The 19,938-nt window shown below is 57.4% G+C and carries 11 protein-coding genes; 4 read left to right on the forward strand and 7 right to left on the reverse strand.

What is annotated here, in order from left to right:
* Positions 1–2: 2 nt before the first annotated feature.
* The 4 genes from ABLV07_RS19680 to ABLV07_RS19695 form a co-directional block, all read right to left on the reverse strand.
* Positions 3–1,154: a double-cubane-cluster-containing anaerobic reductase gene (locus ABLV07_RS19680; protein ID WP_348853810.1), complete on the reverse strand. Its 1,152-nt coding sequence runs from the start codon at positions 1,152–1,154 to the stop codon at positions 3–5.
* Positions 1,155–1,251: 97 nt separating this feature from the next.
* Positions 1,252–1,491: a DUF2164 domain-containing protein gene (locus ABLV07_RS19685; protein ID WP_348853812.1), complete on the reverse strand. Its 240-nt coding sequence runs from the start codon at positions 1,489–1,491 to the stop codon at positions 1,252–1,254.
* Between the two features lie 24 nt (positions 1,492–1,515).
* Positions 1,516–2,760, reverse strand: a complete 1,245-nt coding sequence (gene mdtM, locus ABLV07_RS19690; protein WP_020079709.1) for a multidrug efflux MFS transporter MdtM — start codon at positions 2,758–2,760, stop codon at positions 1,516–1,518.
* Between the two features lie 56 nt (positions 2,761–2,816).
* Complete coding sequence (locus ABLV07_RS19695) at positions 2,817–4,109, reverse strand: DUF445 domain-containing protein (protein ID WP_161799876.1); 1,293 nt, start codon at positions 4,107–4,109, stop codon at positions 2,817–2,819.
* 262 nt (positions 4,110–4,371) lie between these two features.
* Here ABLV07_RS19695 and ABLV07_RS19700 point away from each other — a divergent pair, with 262 nt between their 5' ends.
* Positions 4,372–5,742: an NAD-dependent succinate-semialdehyde dehydrogenase gene (locus ABLV07_RS19700; protein WP_047054112.1), complete on the forward strand. Its 1,371-nt coding sequence runs from the start codon at positions 4,372–4,374 to the stop codon at positions 5,740–5,742.
* 57 nt (positions 5,743–5,799) lie between these two features.
* On the opposite strand, the gene yjiA is transcribed toward ABLV07_RS19700, so the two are convergent.
* From yjiA to ABLV07_RS19715, 3 genes are all read right to left on the reverse strand, one after another.
* Entirely contained in the window at positions 5,800–6,756 is a 957-nt protein-coding gene (gene yjiA / locus ABLV07_RS19705; protein WP_047041211.1) for a GTPase, read from the reverse strand.
* Positions 6,757–6,767: 11 nt separating this feature from the next.
* Complete coding sequence (locus ABLV07_RS19710; RefSeq protein ID WP_002887451.1) at positions 6,768–6,971, reverse strand: YbdD/YjiX family protein; 204 nt, start codon at positions 6,969–6,971, stop codon at positions 6,768–6,770.
* A gap of 109 nt (positions 6,972–7,080) precedes the next feature.
* Entirely contained in the window at positions 7,081–9,231 is a 2,151-nt protein-coding gene (locus ABLV07_RS19715; protein WP_015368441.1) for a carbon starvation CstA family protein, read from the reverse strand.
* A 501-nt stretch (positions 9,232–9,732) separates the two neighbouring features.
* Between ABLV07_RS19715 and ABLV07_RS19720 the strand changes: the two genes are divergently transcribed.
* The 3 genes from ABLV07_RS19720 to cdiI all read left to right on the forward strand — a co-directional run bounded on the left by ABLV07_RS19720 (position 9,733) and on the right by cdiI (position 19,889).
* A complete protein-coding gene (locus ABLV07_RS19720) occupies positions 9,733–11,415 on the forward strand; it encodes a ShlB/FhaC/HecB family hemolysin secretion/activation protein (protein WP_048230067.1) in 1,683 nt (560 codons plus the stop codon).
* 87 nt (positions 11,416–11,502) lie between these two features.
* A complete protein-coding gene (locus ABLV07_RS19725; protein WP_348853813.1) occupies positions 11,503–19,539 on the forward strand; it encodes a hemagglutinin repeat-containing protein in 8,037 nt (2,678 codons plus the stop codon).
* Positions 19,539–19,889 (forward strand): ribonuclease toxin immunity protein CdiI, encoded by a 351-nt coding sequence (gene cdiI / locus ABLV07_RS19730; RefSeq protein ID WP_015704291.1) that lies wholly within the window; start codon positions 19,539–19,541, stop codon positions 19,887–19,889. Before ABLV07_RS19725 ends, cdiI begins: the two co-directional genes overlap by 1 nt.
* Positions 19,890–19,938 lie beyond the last annotated feature (49 nt).

The raw sequence follows: 19,938 nt of genomic DNA on the forward strand, positions 1-19,938 counted from the left end.
CCTTATAGCATTTCGATAAACGCGGCGACGCGGGTGCTGAGCTGGCCGAAGTCCGCCGTCGAATAATCGGTCTCGATCGCGATATAAGGAATGTCGTGCCGCTGGCGAACGTGACGCTTAATCGCCAGCGATTCCACGGCGTAGGTATGGCAAGCCTGCAGAATGACATCGACCACGCCGTCGGCCTGGTATTCCTCAACCATCTGGCTTAGCAATTGCAGGCGCAGGTCGTTAGGTGAAATACAGGAGCAGCCGATGGCGAGATATTTATCGGTTAAGGCATCGTAGACGTCGCCATCTTCCGCCACGCAGCGCTCGGTGGCCTTCGCGCCGGTACAGTTCTCGTAGCCCACCACCCAGCCGCCGTTTTCTTCGATAGCGCGGACGACTTTTTCCGCCGTGCCGCCGATCGGGCAGCCGGTGATCAGAATGCGCGGGCGGGAGGCTAACCGGTTTCCCTCCTGCCATTGTCGGCGGATGTTTTCCGCCATGGCATTGAGTTCGTCAATCAACGCGGTTTTGTCGAAGCGAAAGGTGGCGCCATAAACCACCTTTAGAATATCGCTGCCGCTAAGCGCCGGCGGATTGAGTTGCCCGAGGCGATAGAAGTTGGCCAGCGCGCGGCGTTCGCGATTTTTCAGTACGATGGCTTCATGCAGCGCCGCTTCGCTAATGGGCGTGGCGAAGCGGGTTTCAATCACCTGCTGCAGACGCTTGATCTCCGCTTTCCATAACGCGCGGGAGGCGGCGTCGCTGGCGCTGTTCGGCAGTTGCATTACGTGTACCGCCTTGAATTCGGCCATGTACTCGTACATCTTCTTTTTGCCGTCGCAGGTGGTTTCGCCGACCACCAGATCGGAGAAATAAAAGTAGGGGCATTTATCGGTTTTGCCGAAGCCGTAGCTGCTTTTAATCAGCGGGCAGAGGTTGCGCGGCAGGTCTTTCTCCGCCTCTTCGATGGTTTCATCAGAAGTGGAACACAGTGAGACGACCACGGCGCCCGCCGCCATGGCTATCTCCTGGGGCATAAAAGTGCAGTAGGTACCGACCAGCGGCACGTTCTGCTCTTTGAGTTCCATTACGCTGAGAAAGCCTTTCTGGCGAGCTTCTGAGAATTGATCGAAGAGGGCGGGTAGATCGGTGATAAGCGACATGATTTTCCTTCCCCGTACACGGGAGATGATGAAAGAGTCGCCATTATAACCATGTTATTTGTATGTGTTTGTTGATCTCCCGCCCATCCTGACGGCGTTAATAGACCTTCTTCAAATCCATCTCTTCCTGAATGCGCTCGCTCCATGCCAGATGGGTGCGGATGGCTTCCTCAATACCGGCGTTGTAAAACAAAGGCCCCAGCGCTTTGGCGATAAAGTCGACAAAAAACTCGGCGTCGAACTGTTCCAGCTCCAGGTTAAAGGTCTCTTCGCAGTACTTGCTTAGCCGCTCGCGCAGCAGATCGCGCTGTGCCGGGCTGAGTTCAATATCGCTCATGCGTGGTTATTCTCTGTAGGTTATTCAGGATTGCCGGGCTTCGATGACCGCCTCTGAACGCTGGCGCAAATTACGGAGTAACCCTGCCAGACAGCAGGCGGCGACGATCCCGGCAGCTACCGCCAGCAGGTGGAACGGCAATCTGCCGCCATGGAACCATAACCAGCGCGCGCCTTCAATCGACAATGCGCTGACGCTAAGGATCACGATATTCAGCGAGGCGGACACGGTACCTTTCGGCAAGTCGTTGGAAAACAGGGTAAAGCGGAACAGCGTCGGGAAAATCAGCCCGATACCGAAGGCGTAGAAGCAGGTGCCGAGCACCGACCACAGCCAGACGTGCGGCCACGTCAGATTACCGATAATCAGGATCGCCAGACCAACCATCTGGATGGGCACGGCGCTTAACACAAAGCGCGGGCGAGTCGGGTCTTTCACCCAGCGCGCCACCGACAGATTAGCGATAATGACCGCGCTGAAGACCGGCACCTGGCTCCAGGCAAACTCGCTGGTGGTGAGCCCGCCGGCGTCCATTAAAATCACCGGCGATACCGCCACCCAACTCATCAGCGGAATATAGCTCAGCGCCAGCGTGGCGGCGCCGAGTAAAAAGATGCGGTTGCGGAAGACGTCGCGAAAATCGCGCACCACGCCGAGCGGGCTGAATGGCACGTCGCCGCGACGCACCGTCTCCGGCATGTTAAACAGTAAACCCAGCCAGGCCACCAGCCCCATTGCGGCGATAATGCCAAACAGCGCTTTCCAGTGGATAAAGTGCATCAGCGCCGCCCCGGAAAGCGGACCGACGATCGGCGCCACCAGCACGATGGAGGTAATCACCGCCATCAGCTTGATCGACCGCTTTTCGTCATAGGCCTCCTGCACGGTGACGTAGCCGACGGTGGCGATAAAACAGATGCTGGTGCCCTGCACAAAACGGGCAATCAGGAACTGGGTCATTGAGGTCGTCCACAGGGTGGCGAAGCAGGCGAGGGTAAAAATCAGCGCGCCGCTCAGCAGTACCGGTCGGCGGCCAATACGATCGGAAAGCGGCCCCAGCAGCCACTGTAGCGCCATTCCTCCGGCCATATACAGGCTCACCGAGGCCGGAGCCAGCGCCACATCGGCGTTAAAATCCCGCACTACGTGCAGGATCCCCGGCTGGATGAGATCGGTGGTCAGGTAGGCGGAAAAATCGTACAGGATCAGCGCCATCGGAAAGAACAGCGATGCGCAGTAGCGGGCGCTCAATCGCGAAATCCATGACATAGCCGTCTCCTTGCCGTCGGGTATTCATCGTTAGAATGGTTATGATGCTACCATTGTCAGCCGATATGCAGATGCAGCAGGGCCGGAATTTGCGATAACAGCCACAGGCCGAGGCCGATAGTGCCGCCGACCAGCGTGCCGTTGATGCGAATAAACTGCAGGTCCTTGCCGATGTTGAGCTCGATCTGTCGCGACATATCGCGCGCGTCCCAGCTTTTGACCGTATCGCTGATATGGCGAGTCAGGAAGGCGGCGAATTCCGGCGCGACCCGATGCGCCGCCTGCTCCAGATGCTCATTCAGCGATTCACGCAGCGCGTCGTCGCGCACCAGCGTTTCGCCGAACCACTGACCGGCCTCGGCGATCCGTTGCTTGATGCGCGAATCGTCACTGCTGATATCGTTTTTCACCCAGCCGCGCAGATCCGCCCACACCTCGCCGAGATAGCGATTAAAGGTCTCATCGTTTTTCAGATACGCTTTGATGTTATCGGCTTTTTGCGCCATTTGCGGATCGGATTTCAGATTGTCGATAAGCTTCTGCGCCGCGCGGTCAAAGGCCTGGCGAATCTGGTGGCTGCGGTCCTGAGTGACCTCATCGAGCAGCGTATTTACCGCGTCGGTGACCATTTCGGCGCTGTGCTCGCCAAGCCACTCGGTGGGTAACAGTTTGGCCTTCAGCGGGTGTTCGGTCTCCAGCCAGTGCACGATACCGCGGGCGATAAAGGCACGTGAGCTGTCGCGCTGTAGCAGGGCGATCAGCTGGCTTATTAGTGAATCCAACAGCTTTTGATGACGGTTGTCGCGGGTTAGCCCCTCCAGCATCATGGCGCTGGTCTGCGTCAGGTCGACCTTATCGATAGCCTTGTGCACCGCGCGCCGCAGCAGACGCTGAATACGGGTATCATCGGTGAGCTCGAGAAAACCGCTCATCACCTGTAGCAGATGTTGGCCCACACGGCGGGCGTTTTCGGGCTGGCTAAACCAGTTACCGAGCATCAAGGCCGGTTCGTAGCGGCGGATCAGCGCCACCAGTGAGGGAGTATCAAGAAACTTCTCCTGCACGAAATGGCCAAGATTATCGGCGATACGGTCTTTATTGCGCGGGATGATCGCCGTATGGCGGGCGACAAACGGCAGCGGAATTCGGCGAAACAGGGCCACCACCGCAAACCAGTCGGCCAGCGCCCCGACCATCGCCGCTTCGGAAATAGCCTTCAGCGCGCTGACCCACGGCGTCGGCGGTAGCAGCAGCGTAGTGATAAACAGCGCCGCCGCAATGAGCAGCAGCGACAGCGCCAGCAGTTTGGCGCGTTTTAATTCAGCGAGTTTTTCCATAGGGTTAAGCATATAACCTGACGGCAAGGTCATGCAAAAATCGGCACAACTTCCTGTAGGCGCGGGTCAATTTGCGAGTGGGCTGCCAAAGTCAGGTCACGTATGCAGCAAGCAGAAAATAGCTTTCGGCACGGCTCGTGAAAGCGCGGTTTGCCCTCATGGAATATTCCGGATATACCTAACTTTACCCGCGTCGTCAGCTATCTCGACTACCCTTAATATCCTTAGCGGCATTTTTGACTGCGTTAATAGCGATAACAAGGAGACATGCGATATGGCTTATCAGACAGTGAATCCTGCGAATAACCAGCTTATTAAAAGCTATCCCGCACACAGCGATGCGGACGTGGAGGCGGCGCTGCGGCAGGCCGATGCGCTTTATCATTCTGCGTGGGCGAAAGGCGATATTGCGCAGCGTCTGCCGGTGCTGCATAAGCTTGCCGACCTTATCGACAGCCGGACGGAGGAGCTGGCGAAAATCGCCAGCCAGGAGATGGGCAAGCTCATTAAACAGAGCCGCGGCGAGGTCAAACTCTGCGCGCAGATCGCCCGCTATTATGCCGACAACGCCGAACGGTTCCTGGCGCCGGTGAAGTATCCCTCCGACCTTGGCGAAGCCTGGGTTGAACACCATCCCATCGGCGTCTTAATGGCGGTGGAGCCGTGGAACTTCCCCTATTACCAGTTAATGCGCGTGCTGGCGCCAAATCTGGCGGCCGGTAATCCGGTTATTGCTAAACATGCCAGCATCGTTCCGCAATGCGCCGAGACCTTCGCGCATCTGGTGCGCGAGGCTGGCGCGCCGGAAGGGGCGTGGACCAACCTGTTTATCTCTCAGGAGCAGGTGGCGAAAATCATCGCTGACGATCGGGTGCAGGGGGTGGCGCTGACCGGCTCGGAAAAAGCGGGCGGCATCGTGGCGTCGCAGGCGGCGAAACATATCAAGAAAGCGACGCTGGAGCTGGGCGGCAATGATGTGTTTGTGGTACTCGACGATGCCGACCTGGAACGCGCGGTGAAAATAGGCGTACAGGCGCGGCTGAACAACGCCGGGCAGGTTTGCACCGCCGCTAAACGCTTCATTCTGCATGAAAAAATCGCCGAGTCGTTCCTGAGCAAGTTTAGCGATGCCTTCCGCCAGGTGAAGATCGGTGATCCGCTCGATGAAAGCACCACCCTTGGCCCGCTCTCGTCGAAAGAGGCGCTGGAAACCTTAAGTAAACAGGTCGACGAGGCGGTGAAGCATGGCGCCAAATTACACCTCGGCGGCAAGCCGGTTTCCGGCGAAGGTAATTTCTACGAACCCACTATTCTGACGGGAATTACCCGTGAGAACCCGGCGTACTTCGAAGAGTTCTTTGGCCCGGTGGCGCAGATATACGTGGTGAAAGACGATGATGAGGCGATTGAGCTCGCCAACGACTCTCACTACGGCCTGGGCGGCGCGGTGTTTAGTCAGGACATTGAGCGGGCGAAGCGTATGGCCTCGGGGATTGAAACCGGCATGGTCTATATCAACTGGTTAACGGATACCGCGCCGGAGCTGCCTTTTGGCGGCGTGAAGCGCTCCGGCTTTGGCCGTGAGCTTTCCGACCTCGGTATCAAAGAGTTTGTGAATCAGAAGCTGGTGGTCGTTCGCCGCTAAACCATCCATCATGAAGAATCCCTCTCCCATCGGGGGAGGGATTCTTCCTTGCGGCGGCTATTTACGGAGCCCGGCAAACGCGGCGCGGATTTCTTCTTCCGGCAGTTGAATGCCGATAAACACCAGCGTGCTGTGCGGCGTTTCATCGCCCCATGGGCGATCCCAGTCGGCGCTGTAGAGGCGCTGCACGCCCTGGAACAGCAGGCGATTTGGCTCGCCGTCGATCCACAGCATGCCTTTATAGCGCATCAGTTGTTCGGCGAAGGAGAGCAGCAGGTTTTCCATCACCCGTGAAACTTCACTGATATCCACCGGATAGTCGAGCTCGACCACAATCGACGAGACGTCGTTCTGTTTTTCTGCCACAAAATGAAAGCGCGGTGTGGCGCTGACAACCTTCTCTTCCAGCATAAAACCGCTGGTATTAAAGAGCTGGCTTAAATCGATATCGCCGTGGATGACGGTATAAATCGGCGCCCGCGCGTTAATGCGCGTCAGCCGTTCACGCAGCTTTTCGGTGTCGCCGGCGACATCGGTTTTGGTTAACAGAATCCGGTCCGCGTAGCCGACCTGCGACTGGGCAATGGTAAACTGATCCATCTGCTGGTCGGCATGGACGGCGTCGACCAGGGCAATCACGCCGTCCAGCAGATAGCGTTCGCAAAGCACCTCGTGGGAGAAAAAGGTCTGAATAATCGGCCCTGGGTCGGCCATGCCGGTGCATTCAATCACCAGTCGGTCGAAGGCAATCTCGCCGCGATCGCGGCTGTCGAGCAGATCGAGCAGGGCATCTTCCAGTTCGTTGGAGCGCGTGCAGCAAATACAGCCGTTGGTCAGGGTTTTAATCTGCGTGGCGCGGTCGCCGATCAATTGATCGTCAACGGAAACTTCGCCAAATTCATTTTCAATCACGGCGATTTTGAAACCGTGCTGCTCATTAAGGATGTGGCGCAACAGGGTGGTTTTTCCTGCGCCGAGAAAACCGGTTAATAGGGTGACTGCAATCGGTGCCATTATTGCCTCCATTAACAGCAGCGTACGCCGCCTTTGCCGTCGCCGCCGTAGCGGGCCTGCTGGCGTTCGCGGAAGAATTCTTCATAAGTCATGTACGGCTGATCCGGATGGTTGGTTTGCATATGGGTGACGTAGTTGTCGTAATCCGGAATGCCGATCAGCATTTTCGCCGCCTGACCGAGATATTTTTTTGCCTGACCTAAGTTACCAAACATTGTAAGTTCCAGATAACGAATAAAGCCGGATGGCGACTCGCGCCTTATCCGGCCTACGTTAATGTGCTTTTTGTAGGCCGGATAAGCGTAGCGCTATCCGGCATCAGGATTAATGATGTGACGAGGTCTTCACGCCGCCTTCCGGTACCGGCACGTACGGAGTCTCTTTATCGGTACGCACCTTATTGTTGCGGACATTGAGCCAGGTTTTGATGCCGTAGAAGATGATGCTATACACCACCACCAGGAACAGAATGCTCAGGCCGGCGTTGGTGTAGTTGTTGACCACGATATGGTTCATGTTGGCGATCTGCTGTGCGGTCAGCTCGCCGCCGGCGGCAATCTTCTCTTTATACTGCTGAGCCATAAAGAAGAAGCCTTCCATCTGCGGGTTGCTGCTGAACAGCTTCAGGCCCAGCGCCCAGGTGGTACACAGCAGCAGCCACGCAGCCGGGATAACGGTGACCCAGATATATTTGGTGCGCTGCATCTTGACCAGCACGACGGTGCCAAGCACCAGCGCCACCGCGGCCAGCATCTGGTTAGAGATACCGAACAACGGCCACAGGCTCTTCACGCCGCCCAGCGGGTCGACCACGCCCTGATACAGCAGGTAGCCCCACAGCCCGACGCAGCCGGCGGTACCGATAATACCGGCGACCAGCGAGTCGGTTTTTTTCAGGAACGGCACGAAGTTACCCAGCAGATCCTGCAGCATAAAGCGGCCTGCGCGGGTACCCGCATCCAGCGCGGTGAGGATAAACAGCGCTTCAAACAGGATACCGAAGTGGTACCAGAAGCCCATATCCGCCATCGGGATGATTTTATGGAACACATGGGCGATACCGACGGCCAGCGTCGGCGCGCCGCCGGCGCGGTTCAGGACTGAAGGTTCGCCGATATCTTTCGCCGTCTGCAGGATCTGCTCAGGTGAAATCACGAAGCCCCAGGAGCTGACGGTCGCCGCCGCGTGGACGGTGACTTCTTTCAACTGCGCTGCGATCATCGCCGCGTTTTCACCGCCCATTTCATGCAGGTTTGGCATGACGATGCCAAGGCCTGCCGGCGGGGTGTTCATCGCGAAGTAGAGGCCCGGTTCGATAATCGAGGCCGCAACCAGCGCCATGACTGCAACAAAGGATTCCATCAGCATCGCGCCGTAGCCGATAAAGCGGGCGTCGGTCTCGTTGGCCAGCAGCTTCGGCGTGGTGCCGGAGGCGATCAGCGCGTGGAAACCGGAGACCGCGCCGCAGGCGATGGTAATAAACAGGAACGGGAACAGCGCGCCTTTCCACAGCGGGCCGGTACCATCAATGTACTGGGTCACTGCCGGCATTTTCAGGTCCGGGTTGAGGATAACGATCCCCAGCGCCAGGCCGACGATCACGCCGATTTTCAGGAAGGTGGCCAGATAATCGCGCGGCGCCAGAATCAGCCATACCGGCAGCAGCGCGGAGATGAACGCGTAGCCAATCAGGGTAAAGGTGATAGTGGTATCTTTAAAGGTCAACGCCGGGCCCCAGTACGGGTCGTGGGCAATGATGCCGCCGAACCAGATAGATGCCACCAGCAGCACGATACCGATCACCGAGACTTCACCCACGCGCCCTGGACGCAGGAAGCGCATGTAGATACCCATAAACAGCGCGATAGGCACCGTCGAACAGACGGTAAAGACGCCCCACGGGCTTTCCGCCAGCGCTTTCACCACGATGAGCGCCAGTACCGCGAGGATGATGATCATAATCAGGAAGCAGCCGAACAGGGCGATAGAACCCGGTACCGGCCCCATTTCCTGTTTAATCATCTCGCCCAGCGAAGCGCCGTTACGCCGCGAGGAGATAAACAGCACCATGAAGTCCTGTACCGCGCCCGCCAGCACCACACCGGCCAGCAGCCAGAGGGTGCCCGGCAGATAACCCATCTGCGCGGCCAGTACCGGGCCAACCAGCGGGCCGGCCCCGGCAATGGCGGCGAAGTGGTGGCCAAACAGCACGTAGCGGTTGGTCGGCACGTAGTTCAGGCCATCGTTATTAATGACCGCCGGCGTCGCGCGCGTTGGGTCAAGCTTCATCACCTTCTGCGCGATATACAGGCTGTAATAACGGTAGGCGACGAGGTACACGGAAACCGACGCGACGACGATCCACAGGGCACTGACGTGCTCACCGCGGCGCAACGCGACGACTGAGAGGCAAAATGCCCCGATGATTCCGAGAATCACCCAGGGTATGTGCTTGAGTAGTTTTTTGGTATCCATAGTAAAACCTGGCGTTAATTAGATTAATAATTGGCCGAAGCCGTCTGGTTTTGTGTTTGGGTTGGTGGAGGTATTGATTAGCTAGGCTGCCTCCGATCTTGCCAGAACGCCGCGCGCGTAAAGTTGGGTAAATCGGTGAGTGGTTATATGCGGGGTTAAGCGGTCGCTAGCCGGGGTAAGCGGTTGGCTATGAAGTGAGCAAGAGGGAAATATGTGATTGAGATCACGGGGTATTGTCGTGTGTCGCGAGGCATACCTGCGTCAGAATATATCAATTTAAACTCATTTTTCTCATTTCATAATGACTTCACACTTTACATCGGTTACTGAAATATATTCACTGATCCGATGAAAATAGCCTGCCATTGATGAAATTCCCGCTGAATTATTTTTGCGGTGATTGCCTTGTTAATATGAGTTGATATTTATACACGTTTGAATGTATTTAAAGGTTATAACTTTTCGTTGTATCCAACATGGATGGCTTTGGCTTTAATAATAATGAATAAATGGAGTTTAATTCATAAGGTTTTTATTATCTCTGCGCTGCCAGTGTGGGGATACGCCGCGCCTGGGGATACCGAACGTGAGCAGCAGTTCATCAACCAGCAGCAGCGCCAGCAAGCCTTGGAAAGTCAGCTCGCGCCTCCGTCACCGGATATTCATTTATCCGCGGAAGAAATAAATGTCGATGATGGTTTATTTCCCGTGGAACAACCTTGCTTTGCTATTTCTCAGGTTATTTTGCAGGGCGCTGAAGCCTTACCGCATTGGCTTCCGCTCCAGCGCCAGACAAATAAAGCGATTGGGCGTTGTCTGGGTGGGAAGGGAATAAATCTATTGATGGCCCAGTTGCAGAATATATTAATCGATCGCGGTTATATCACCAGCCGGATCCTTGCCCCGCAGCAGGATTTAAAAAGCGGTGTTTTACGCCTGGTGGTGATGCCGGGTTATATCCGTGAAGCCAGGCTTACGGAGGACAGCGATGATTATCTGTGGCTGGCGAGCGCATTTCCGGCGACTGACGGGAAACTACTGGATTTGCGCGATATTGAACAGGGGCTGGAAAACTTGCAGCGCCTGCCGACGGTACAGGCCAGCATGGAAATTGTTCCGGGCGAAACGCCTGGGCAAAGCGATATTGTCATTAACCGCCGACAGGAACGCTTCTGGCGCGTCGACGCCTCGCTCGATGATTCCGGCTCTAATGCCACCGGCCGCTATCAGGGGAACCTGACGCTGTCACTGGATAACCCGCTAGCCTTAAGCGATCTTTTTTACCTTTCCGGCTCACATAACCTCGACGGCAACGGCGGTAAATCCTCAAAGAACCTGACCGGCCACTATTCGATTCCGCTGGGTTACTGGCAGCTCGGATTAACCGCCAGCCAGTACGATTATGTGCAAACCGTGGCGGGGGCCAACGGCGATTACCAGTACAGCGGTAAAAGCAAGAACGTTGATTTCCAGATGAGCCGCGTACTGCACCGTAGCGGTAGTCAGAAGACCACGCTTAGCGCCGATGTGTTAGCCCGCGAGCAGCGCAACTTCATTAACGACACCGAGATTGCCGTTCAGCGGCGGCAGACGGCGGCCTGGAAGCTTGGTCTGCAGCATCGCCATTACCTGGGCAACGCCACTCTCGATGCCGGAGCGAGCTATCAGCGCGGTACCCGCTGGTTTGGCGCTCAGCCCGCGCCGGAAGAGCAGTGGGGAGAAGCAACCGCCCTCAGCAAAATCCTGCAATTCAATGCTCAGCTCAATTTGCCTTTTGCCCTGGGCGGGCAAAATTTTCGCTTTACCAGCCGCTATCAGCGGCAGATGAGCAGCACGCCGCTGACTTCGCCGGATATGTTTTCCATCGGCAACCGCTGGACGGTACGCGGCTTTGACGGCGAGCGCACCCTGACCGCCAGTCACGGCTGGTACGTACGTAACGATATCGCCTGGTCGACTCCGTTGCCGGGGCAGGAGTTTTATCTGGGGGCGGATTACGGCGAAGTCGGCGGCGCAGGCAGTGAAACGCTGGTGGGCAAACACCTCGCCGGGGGCGTGGCAGGGCTGCGCGGCCAGTACCAGCGCGCCAGCTACGACCTGTTCGCCGGTATCCCTTTAGCCAAACCAGATGGCTTTAAAACCGACCCGGCGACTTTTGGTTTCAGCGTCAGCTGGAACTACTGACTTTACTCACGCGCCGCCCGGCGGCGCGTGCTGCGCACATGGACGATCTTCCGCGCCGCGGTGGACAACGGATGACGAGTAACGGCAATGAATAAACGCTTTTATCGAATCGTATTTAATAAGGCTCGCGGGATGCTGATGGTGGTGGCGGAAACGACCCGCTCTCATCGGGCGGGCGTGTCGCCGCAATCCGGCGCCGACGCGCGAACCGGGTCGACGCTGACGTCCTCCCTGGCGCCGCTGGCTTTTAGCTTTCTGCTCGCTTTTTCCTGTCTCACTCCGGCTCAGGCGGCGATTGTCGCCGATAACCATGCGCCCGGCGGCCAGCAACCGCAGATCGCCAATAGCGCCAATGGCACGCCGCAGGTCAATATTCAGACACCGAGCGGCGCAGGCGTTTCACGCAACGTCTACAGCCAGTTTGATGTCGATGGGCGCGGCGTGGTGCTGAATAACAGCCACGCTAACACTTCAACCCAACTGGCCGGGATGGTCGCCGGCAACCCGAATCTGGCGAAAGGGGAAGCCAGAGTGATCCTCAACGAGGTGAATACCCGCGATCCGAGCCGGCTGAATGGCTATATCGAGGTTGCCGGACAAAAAGCGCAGGTGGTTATCGCTAACCCTGCCGGAATTAGCTGCGATGGCTGCGGGTTCATCAATGCCAACCGCGCGACGCTGACGACAGGCCAGGTGCAGTACGGTAACGGGCAGATTAGTGGTTATGATGTCAATCGCGGCGAAATTATCGTACAGGGCGGCGGCCTTGATGCGAGCTCGGTAGACAGTACCGACCTGCTCGCCCGCGCGGTGAAAATCAACGCCGGGGTTTGGGCGCAGGAGCTAAAGGTCACCGCAGGGCGTCATCAGATCGATGCGGCGCACAGCCGAACGACGGCAAAATCAGCCGACGGCAGTGCGCCGCCAGCGGTGGCGATAGACGTCAGCGCCCTGGGCGGGATGTACGCCCATAAAATTCGTCTTGTCGGTACCGAGCGCGGCGTAGGCGTTCACAATGCCGGCAATATCGGCGCGGCGGCGGGGGATGTAGCAATCAGCGCTGATGGCGCGCTCAGCAACAGCGGCGTGATTCAGTCCGCGCAGAATCTACAACTGTCCGTTAAGGGCGATCTTCACAACCAGGGGCAGCTGTACGCCGGAAAAGATAGCGTGGTGACGGCCAGCGCGACGCTAACCAATGACGGCATGATCGCCGCGCAAGGCGATACGCGGATTGCCGCCAACGCTTTGCGTAGCGCGCAAAACAGTACGCTCGCCGCCGGATTAAATAGCGATGGTTCTACCGCCAGCAGCGGCGCGCTGACGCTGAATAGCCAGAGCTCGCTGGCGCTGAATGGCCGCAATATGGCGGCAGGAACGCTGACGGCGCAGGGCAGGACGGTGGATCTTGATAACAGTCGAACCTCGGGGGCGCGGATCGTGGTCAGCGCCGCGTCCGGCGATATCACCACCCGAGATGCGGTGGTGGCGGCCAGCGAAAAACTCCAGTTGGCCACCAGCGGCAAACTCAACAACCACAGTGGCCTGTTGACGGCCAGCCAGCTTGAGCTGAAAGCAATGGCGCTGGATAACCAACAGGGCGTAATCCAGCAGATGGGCGAGGACGATCTACGCCTTGATTTTCGTGCGGGATTGGATAACCGCGGCGGTGAGATTGCCAGCAACAGCCATGCTTTGACGCTCAGCACCAGCCAGTTGCTCAATCAAAACGGAACGCTGCTGCATACCGGCAGCGGCGGCATGTCTATTACCAGCGAAGGCGCGCTGGACAATGGCGAAGGCACTATTGCCGCTAACGGCAATATCGTTTTGCACTCCGATAACATTAATAATCGCAGCGGTAAAATCAGCACGACGCAGGGCAATGCTCAGCTCACTACGCGTCACGAGCTGGAAAATTCGCAAGGGAATATCGTTGCTGGCGGCAGCCTTTCTCTACAAGTGGCCAGCCTTCGGAACCAGCAGGGGCAAGTGATTGCGGCGCAGGGCGACCTGGCCATGAGCGCTGAAGGAGGGCTGGATAACCGCGAAGGCGTTCTTGCCGCAAATGGCAATATCAAGCTTGACGCCGACAATCTTACCAACCATGGCGGAAAAATCAGCGCGGCGCAGGGCGACATTCAGCTCACTGCGCGCCATGGGGTGGATAACTCGCAGGGGAATATCATCGCCAGCGGCGATATCCAACTCCAGGCTGAAAATCTTAATAATCGTCACGGGCAGATAGGCACGGCGCAGCGGGGCAGCGTCAACCTGACGACGAGCGGTTTACTGGATAACCAGCAGGGCACTATTACCGCCTTTGATGCCCTGGGTATTCAGAGCGCCACCGTTGATAACCGGCAGGGAGAACTGCAGTCCGGCGGTAATCTCAACATCACCATTCACAACCGGGGGCTGGATAACCGGCAGGGGCAGATCGTCTCCGCCGCCGCTCTGGAAATAGCAGGCGTCAACCTGGCGTTGGCTAATACGGGCGGAACGTTACTTGCCGCGAGCAAACTTAGCCTCGATGCCGATTCCCTCAGCGGCGATGGCGAGGCGCTCTCTCAGGGCGATATGTCGCTCACGTTGCGTCAGGCGTTTCATAACGCCGGGAGGGTCATCGCCAACGGCAACCTGCAGTGGAATCTTTCCGGGCTGGGGCTGATTAATCAGGGGGTTATCAGCGCCGGCTGGGCGCTCAATCTCTATGCGGCGAAGCTGGATAACCGTCAGGAAGGTGAAATCAGCGCTGGCGAGAACCATTTGACGGTCAACGGCGAGTTGGTCAACCGGGGGCTGATTGACGGTGGTTTAACCCATATTGTCGCCACGACGTTAACCAATATCGGCAGCGGGCGCCTGTACGGCGACGCCGTCGCGCTGCAGGCGGCAACGCTGACTAACGCCGCGGAGAACGGCGTGGCGGCGACGATTGCCGCACGGGCATCGCTGGCAATGGGCGTCGGCACGCTCAATAACCAGGATCACGCGCTAATCTACAGCGACGGTACGCTCGCCATTGGCGGTCAGCTTGCTGAAGACGGTTCGCTCAGCGGCCGGGCGGGAGTGTTTAATAACCACAGCGCAACGCTTGAGTCCGCCGGTGATATGGCGCTCGATATCCAACAAATCAATAACTACAACGATCATCTGGTGACGAAAGATGTGGTGGTCGAGCAGTCATGGCGCCATGAAGCGGCGCTGAAAGGATCGGTACAGCGCTTCGACTGGTCGCTGGTCGATACCAGCTATAAAAACAAATATGGCGTTCACGACGCCATCATGCCGGACGGTAGCCGCGGCGATGAGTTCTATGAATACCAGTACCAGCGTACCGTTGTGGAAACGCAGGTGGTGGAAAGCGATCCTGGCAAAATCCTCTCCGGCGGCCGGCTCATCATCAACAGCGATAAGCTGAATAACTACGATAGCCAGATTATCGCCGGAGGAGCGCTCGGTGGCGTGATTGGCGAACTAAACAACGTCGCCACGACCGGCAAACGGGTGACCACCGACGTCGGCACCCAGACCCGTTGGTATGAGAAAAAGACCAGCCGCCCGTTTGGCGGCACCAAAACCAGCCAGGGGAAAAAAAGCAGCGAATATGAACCGACGCCGACGGTTCAGACCATCGATTTGCAAACCATGGAGTGGCAGGGCAATACCCAAATTGATGGCCATAGCGGTGTGATTAATCCGCGCGATCGCGCCGATGAAACAGGCGAAATACCCGCCGGACGACTGGTGGAAGTGACGCCGGTTAACGCTGACGGAACGGTTATTCGCGTCGTCACGCCGGATACCCGGCTTCCTGTCAGCAGTCTGTATCAGATCGATCCGCAGGCTAAAGCAGGCTATCTGGTGGAAACCGATCCGCGTTTTACCAACGGTAAAGCGTGGCTCGCCAGCGACTACATGCAAAATCAGCTGGGCGTTGATCAGGCGATGAAGCGGCTTGGCGACGGCTATTACGAACAGCGGCTGGTGCGTGAGCAGATCGTTAAGCTGAGCGGCGGGCGCTACCTGCAGGGCTACAGTAACGATGAAGAGCAGTACCGGGCGCTGATGGACGCGGGCGTCGCCTTCGCCAAACAGTACAACCTGATGGTCGGGGTGGCGCTGACGCCAGCGCAGATGGCGCTGCTGACCAGCGATATGGTCTGGCTGGTCGCCAGAGAGGTCACGCTAACGGATGGCTCCGTGCAGCAGGTGCTGGTGCCGCAGGTTTACGCGCGGGTTAAAGCGGGCGATCTCGATGGCAGCGGCGCGTTGCTTGGCGGTGAAAACGTGGCATTCAGCGTGAGCCGTGATGTGACCAACAGCGGGCACATCCACAGCCGCGGCGTGACCCAGCTAACCGCGGAAAACATTCATAACAGCGGCTATATCGGCGGCAACCAGCTTACGCTAAACGCGCGTACTGATATCAACAATATTGGCGGAACGCTGCAAGGCGGCGATAGCCTGATCGCGCAAGCCGGGCGTGATATCAACAGCGCCAGCACCCTCGGCGGCGGCCCAGGTAACATCAGCCTCGATCGGCCTGCGGGGATTTATGTCCAGAATGAAAACGGCCAGCTGGGGCTGCAGGCGTTACATAACATTAATCTGACGGCAAGTATGGTGAGTAACAGCGCGGCGGGCAGCCAGACGCAGATTATCGCCGGCAACGATCTCAACCTGCAGACGCTCGCCACCACCCATAGCGAAAGCGGAAGCTGGGGGAAAGGCAACGATCGTTCCTTGACCCAGCGTAGCGATATCGGCACGCAAATTAACGGCGGCGCGGTGGCGCTGTCCGCCGGCCACGATATGAATGCCCGCGCCGCCAGCGTGACGGCGACCAGCAGCCTGACGGTTGCCGCCGGCAATGATATTAACCTCAGCAGCGGCGAGTCCTCATGGCACCTGACGGAAAACAGCCATCAAAGCAGCAGCGGCCTGCTGGCTCGCCGCTCGCTCACCACTCACGATGAAGTGTGGGCGCAGAACGCCATCGGCAGCAATTTTAGCGGTGACAGTATTGTGATGCAGGCCGGGCGCGACCTGCTGGTGTCCGGCAGCAGTGTTGCCGGCACCCAGGACGTCAACCTTGTGGCGGGGCGTAACCTGACCATCACCACCGCCGAGGAGCGTCGCCAGGAAAACCATCTACGTAAAGAGAAACATAGCGGCTTTTCCGGCACCGGCGGCGTTGGCTTCAGCGTCGGCAGTTCGTCGCTGAAAGCCACCGATGTGACGACGGCGTTGAGTAGCGCCGCCAGTACCGTCGGAAGCTCACAGGGCAACCTTAGACTGAGCGCCGGTAATGTATTGACGGTTCAGGGATCTGACCTGGTGGCCGGCAACAATATGGCGTTGACCGGTAAAACCGTGAATATTCTGGCAGCGGAAAACCAGAGCACCCAGACCCATACCGTGGAGCAGAAAACCAGCGGCCTGACGCTGGCGTTATCCGGGATGGTGGGCAGCGCCATTAATACCGCGGTTTCCAGCGCCAACCAGGCCAGCACCGAGAGCAATGGCCGTCTCGCCGCGCTGAGCGGGCTGCAGTCGGCATTATCGGGCGTACAGGCGTATCAGGCATCGCAGATGCAGACTGCGGATTCCAGTTCGGAGAGCATGATAGGGATCAACCTTTCCTGGGGTAGCCAGTCCTCGAAATCCACTCAGCGACAAACGCAGAACACCAGCCGCGGCAGCAGCCTGATGGCCGGCAACAATCTCAGCATTATCGCCACGGAGACGGATATCAACGTTGAGGGCAGCCAGCTGCAGGCCGGCGGCAGCGCGTTGCTCAATGCCGCGCGCGATGTGAATTTATTCTCTGCGGAGAACGCCAGCACCCTGAGCGGTAAAAACGAGAGCCATGGGAGTTCGTTTGGCGTCGGTATTAACTTCGGTCAGGGCGCGAACGGGCTGACGGTCAGCGCCAGCGCCAACGCCGGGAAGGGCCACGAGAAGGGCAACAGCCTGACGCATAACGAAACGACCCTCAGCGCCGGTGAGCGGGTGACTATCGTCAGCGGTCGCGATACGACGCTGACCGGGGCGCAGGTGAGCGGCCATCAGGTGACAATGGACGTCGGGCGTAACCTGACGCTGAGCAGCGAGCAGGACAGCGATAACTACGATTCGAAGCAGCGTAGCGGCAGCGTGGGGGCGAGCGGCAGCATGGGCGGCGGTTCGGGGTCTCTTAACCTGAGCCAGAGCAAAATGCACAGCACCTGGGCGTCGGTGGAGGCGCAGACGGGGATTTTTGCCGGCGAGGGCGGTTTTGATGTGAAGGTGGGCGGGCATACGCAGCTGAACGGCAGCGTGCTGGCGAGCACGGCGGCGGCGGAGCTGAACCGGCTGGATACCGGGACGCTGGGTTTCCGGGATATTAAAAACTATGCCGAGTACAGCGTGGAGCAGCAGAGCGCGGGGGTGAGCACGAGCGGTAGCGTGGCGGGGCAGTTCCTTGGGAATGCGGCCAGCGGTCTGCTGATGGGGGCGAACGGCAGCGGCAGCGACAGTTCGCTGACGCGGGCGGCGGTGAGCGAGGGCAGTATCGTTATCCGCGACGGCGCGAATCAGCAGCAGGACGTGACGGGGTTAAGCCGGGATGCGGCGCATGCGAACCAGACGCTGAGTCCGATATTTGATAAGGAGAAAGAGCAGAACCGTCTGGCGACGGCGCAGAAGATAGGTGAAATCGGGCGCCAGGTGAGTGATGTGCTGGTGACGCAGGGCAAGCTGAACGCGCAGGCGGCGCAGGGCGACCCGGCGGCGCGGGCAGCGGCGCGGGCGAAGCTGGTAGCGGGAGGGAATGCCAGCCCGAGCGAGGAGCAAATCAGCGCGCAGGTGAGCCGGACGGCGACGGCGGACTACGATACGGGCGGAAAGTACCAGAAGGTGGCGCAGGCGGTAACGGCGGCGATGCAGGGTCTGGCGGGGGGTAACCTGGCGCAGGCGGCGAGTGGCGCAGTGAGCCCGTATGTGGCGGAAATCATTCACAGCCAGACGACGGACAGCGCGACGGGTAAGGTGAATGTGGAAGCCAATGCGATGGCGCATGCGGTGTGGGGAGCGATAGCGGCGGCATCGGGAAATAACAGCGCGCTGGCGGGAGCGGCAGGCGCGGTGAGCGGCGAGCTGCTGGGGCGCTGGATAGCGGCGGAATATTATCCGGGTGTTAAGACAGAAGAGCTGTCGGATGAGCAGAAGTCGACGATAAGCGCGCTGAGTACGCTGGCGGCGGGACTGATGGGGGGGCTTAGCGGAGGCAGCAGCGCGGATGCGGTGGCGGGTGCGCAGGCCGGGAAGAACGCGGTGGAGAATAATGCTTTGAGTCCGATTGATTTCGGTAAAGGCATGGCTGACATGGGTTTATCCCAGCAGTCGCTCGGCGTTCATATGCTCCAGAATGGTGCCACACCAGAAGAACTCACGGCGGCGCTGATCAAGAACTCACAGGGACAGATACCGGACGGACAGAATGCAGCTAAAGGCCTGATGATTGCCTGGGCAGAATTCTTTGGGGTTCCGGTGAGTGCGTTGGCGGCGGATGGGGAAATGACGCCGCAACGAGCTGCGGAAATCTTGGCAAGTGGCGTGCCGACCAGTGAAGCGAAGTTAGTACAATATGTAGCAGCTAAGGCGTTTTTGGTTGTTGCGAAGAACACCTCTTATCCATCTGGAATTAGTTTTAAAATTGACCAACTGGAACATATGGGTTCTGTTGTAAAATACAATCAACAGAAAGGTATTACAGGTGGTCATAATGCTGATGCTTTCTATTCAACAGTAAGTGAGAAAAATGTGAAAATTGTCGGTGAAACTCAAAGCAGCGTGAAGGGTATTACTGAGGTTCAATATAAAATACCCGCTTACGATCGCGCCGGTAATATTACAGGTTATAAGGATAAAATATTTACCAAAACAATCTATGACCCTAAGATCTTTACTGACCAAAAAATGTTAGAATTGGGGCAGCAAGCTGCAAGTAGTGGTTACAAAGCAGCTATTGCATCTGGACAACGAGAATATACGGCAACCGCCGGCGGGATAAAATTCCAAGTTTATTTGGATAAAAAGACAGGAATGGTAGAAAATTTTCATCCGGTGACTAAATAATGAACGAATATATTTTTGAGAACATAGATTATGAAAACGATCCTGAATGGGTTGTTCGGGATTATTTTAATTCAATGTATCTACAGGGTAAATTCATATGGATGTTACCGTATCTTATAAATAAAATAGGCTGCGGTGTTAACGAAACATATTGTTCATTCCCTGATTTTGAAGACCCTGATCCAGAATGTCATTTTGAGGGCATAATGTTTGGGGTATGGGACGGAGAACTTATAGTTCCTGAATTTGTAGGCTTTAAATATGTCCGTCTGGCCTGTGAAAAGTATATTCAGTTACATCCTGAAGATACTGAAAAAGTAAATGAGTTGCTGGCTAAAATTCCAGCCTGAGTAAAGATCTCGGCTAGTGAGCCGGGATCGAGTTATCGGCGGTTATCCG

Source organism: Klebsiella sp. CN_Kp097, from assembly GCF_040064495.1.
Classification (GTDB): Bacteria; Pseudomonadota; Gammaproteobacteria; order Enterobacterales; family Enterobacteriaceae; genus Klebsiella; species Klebsiella aerogenes.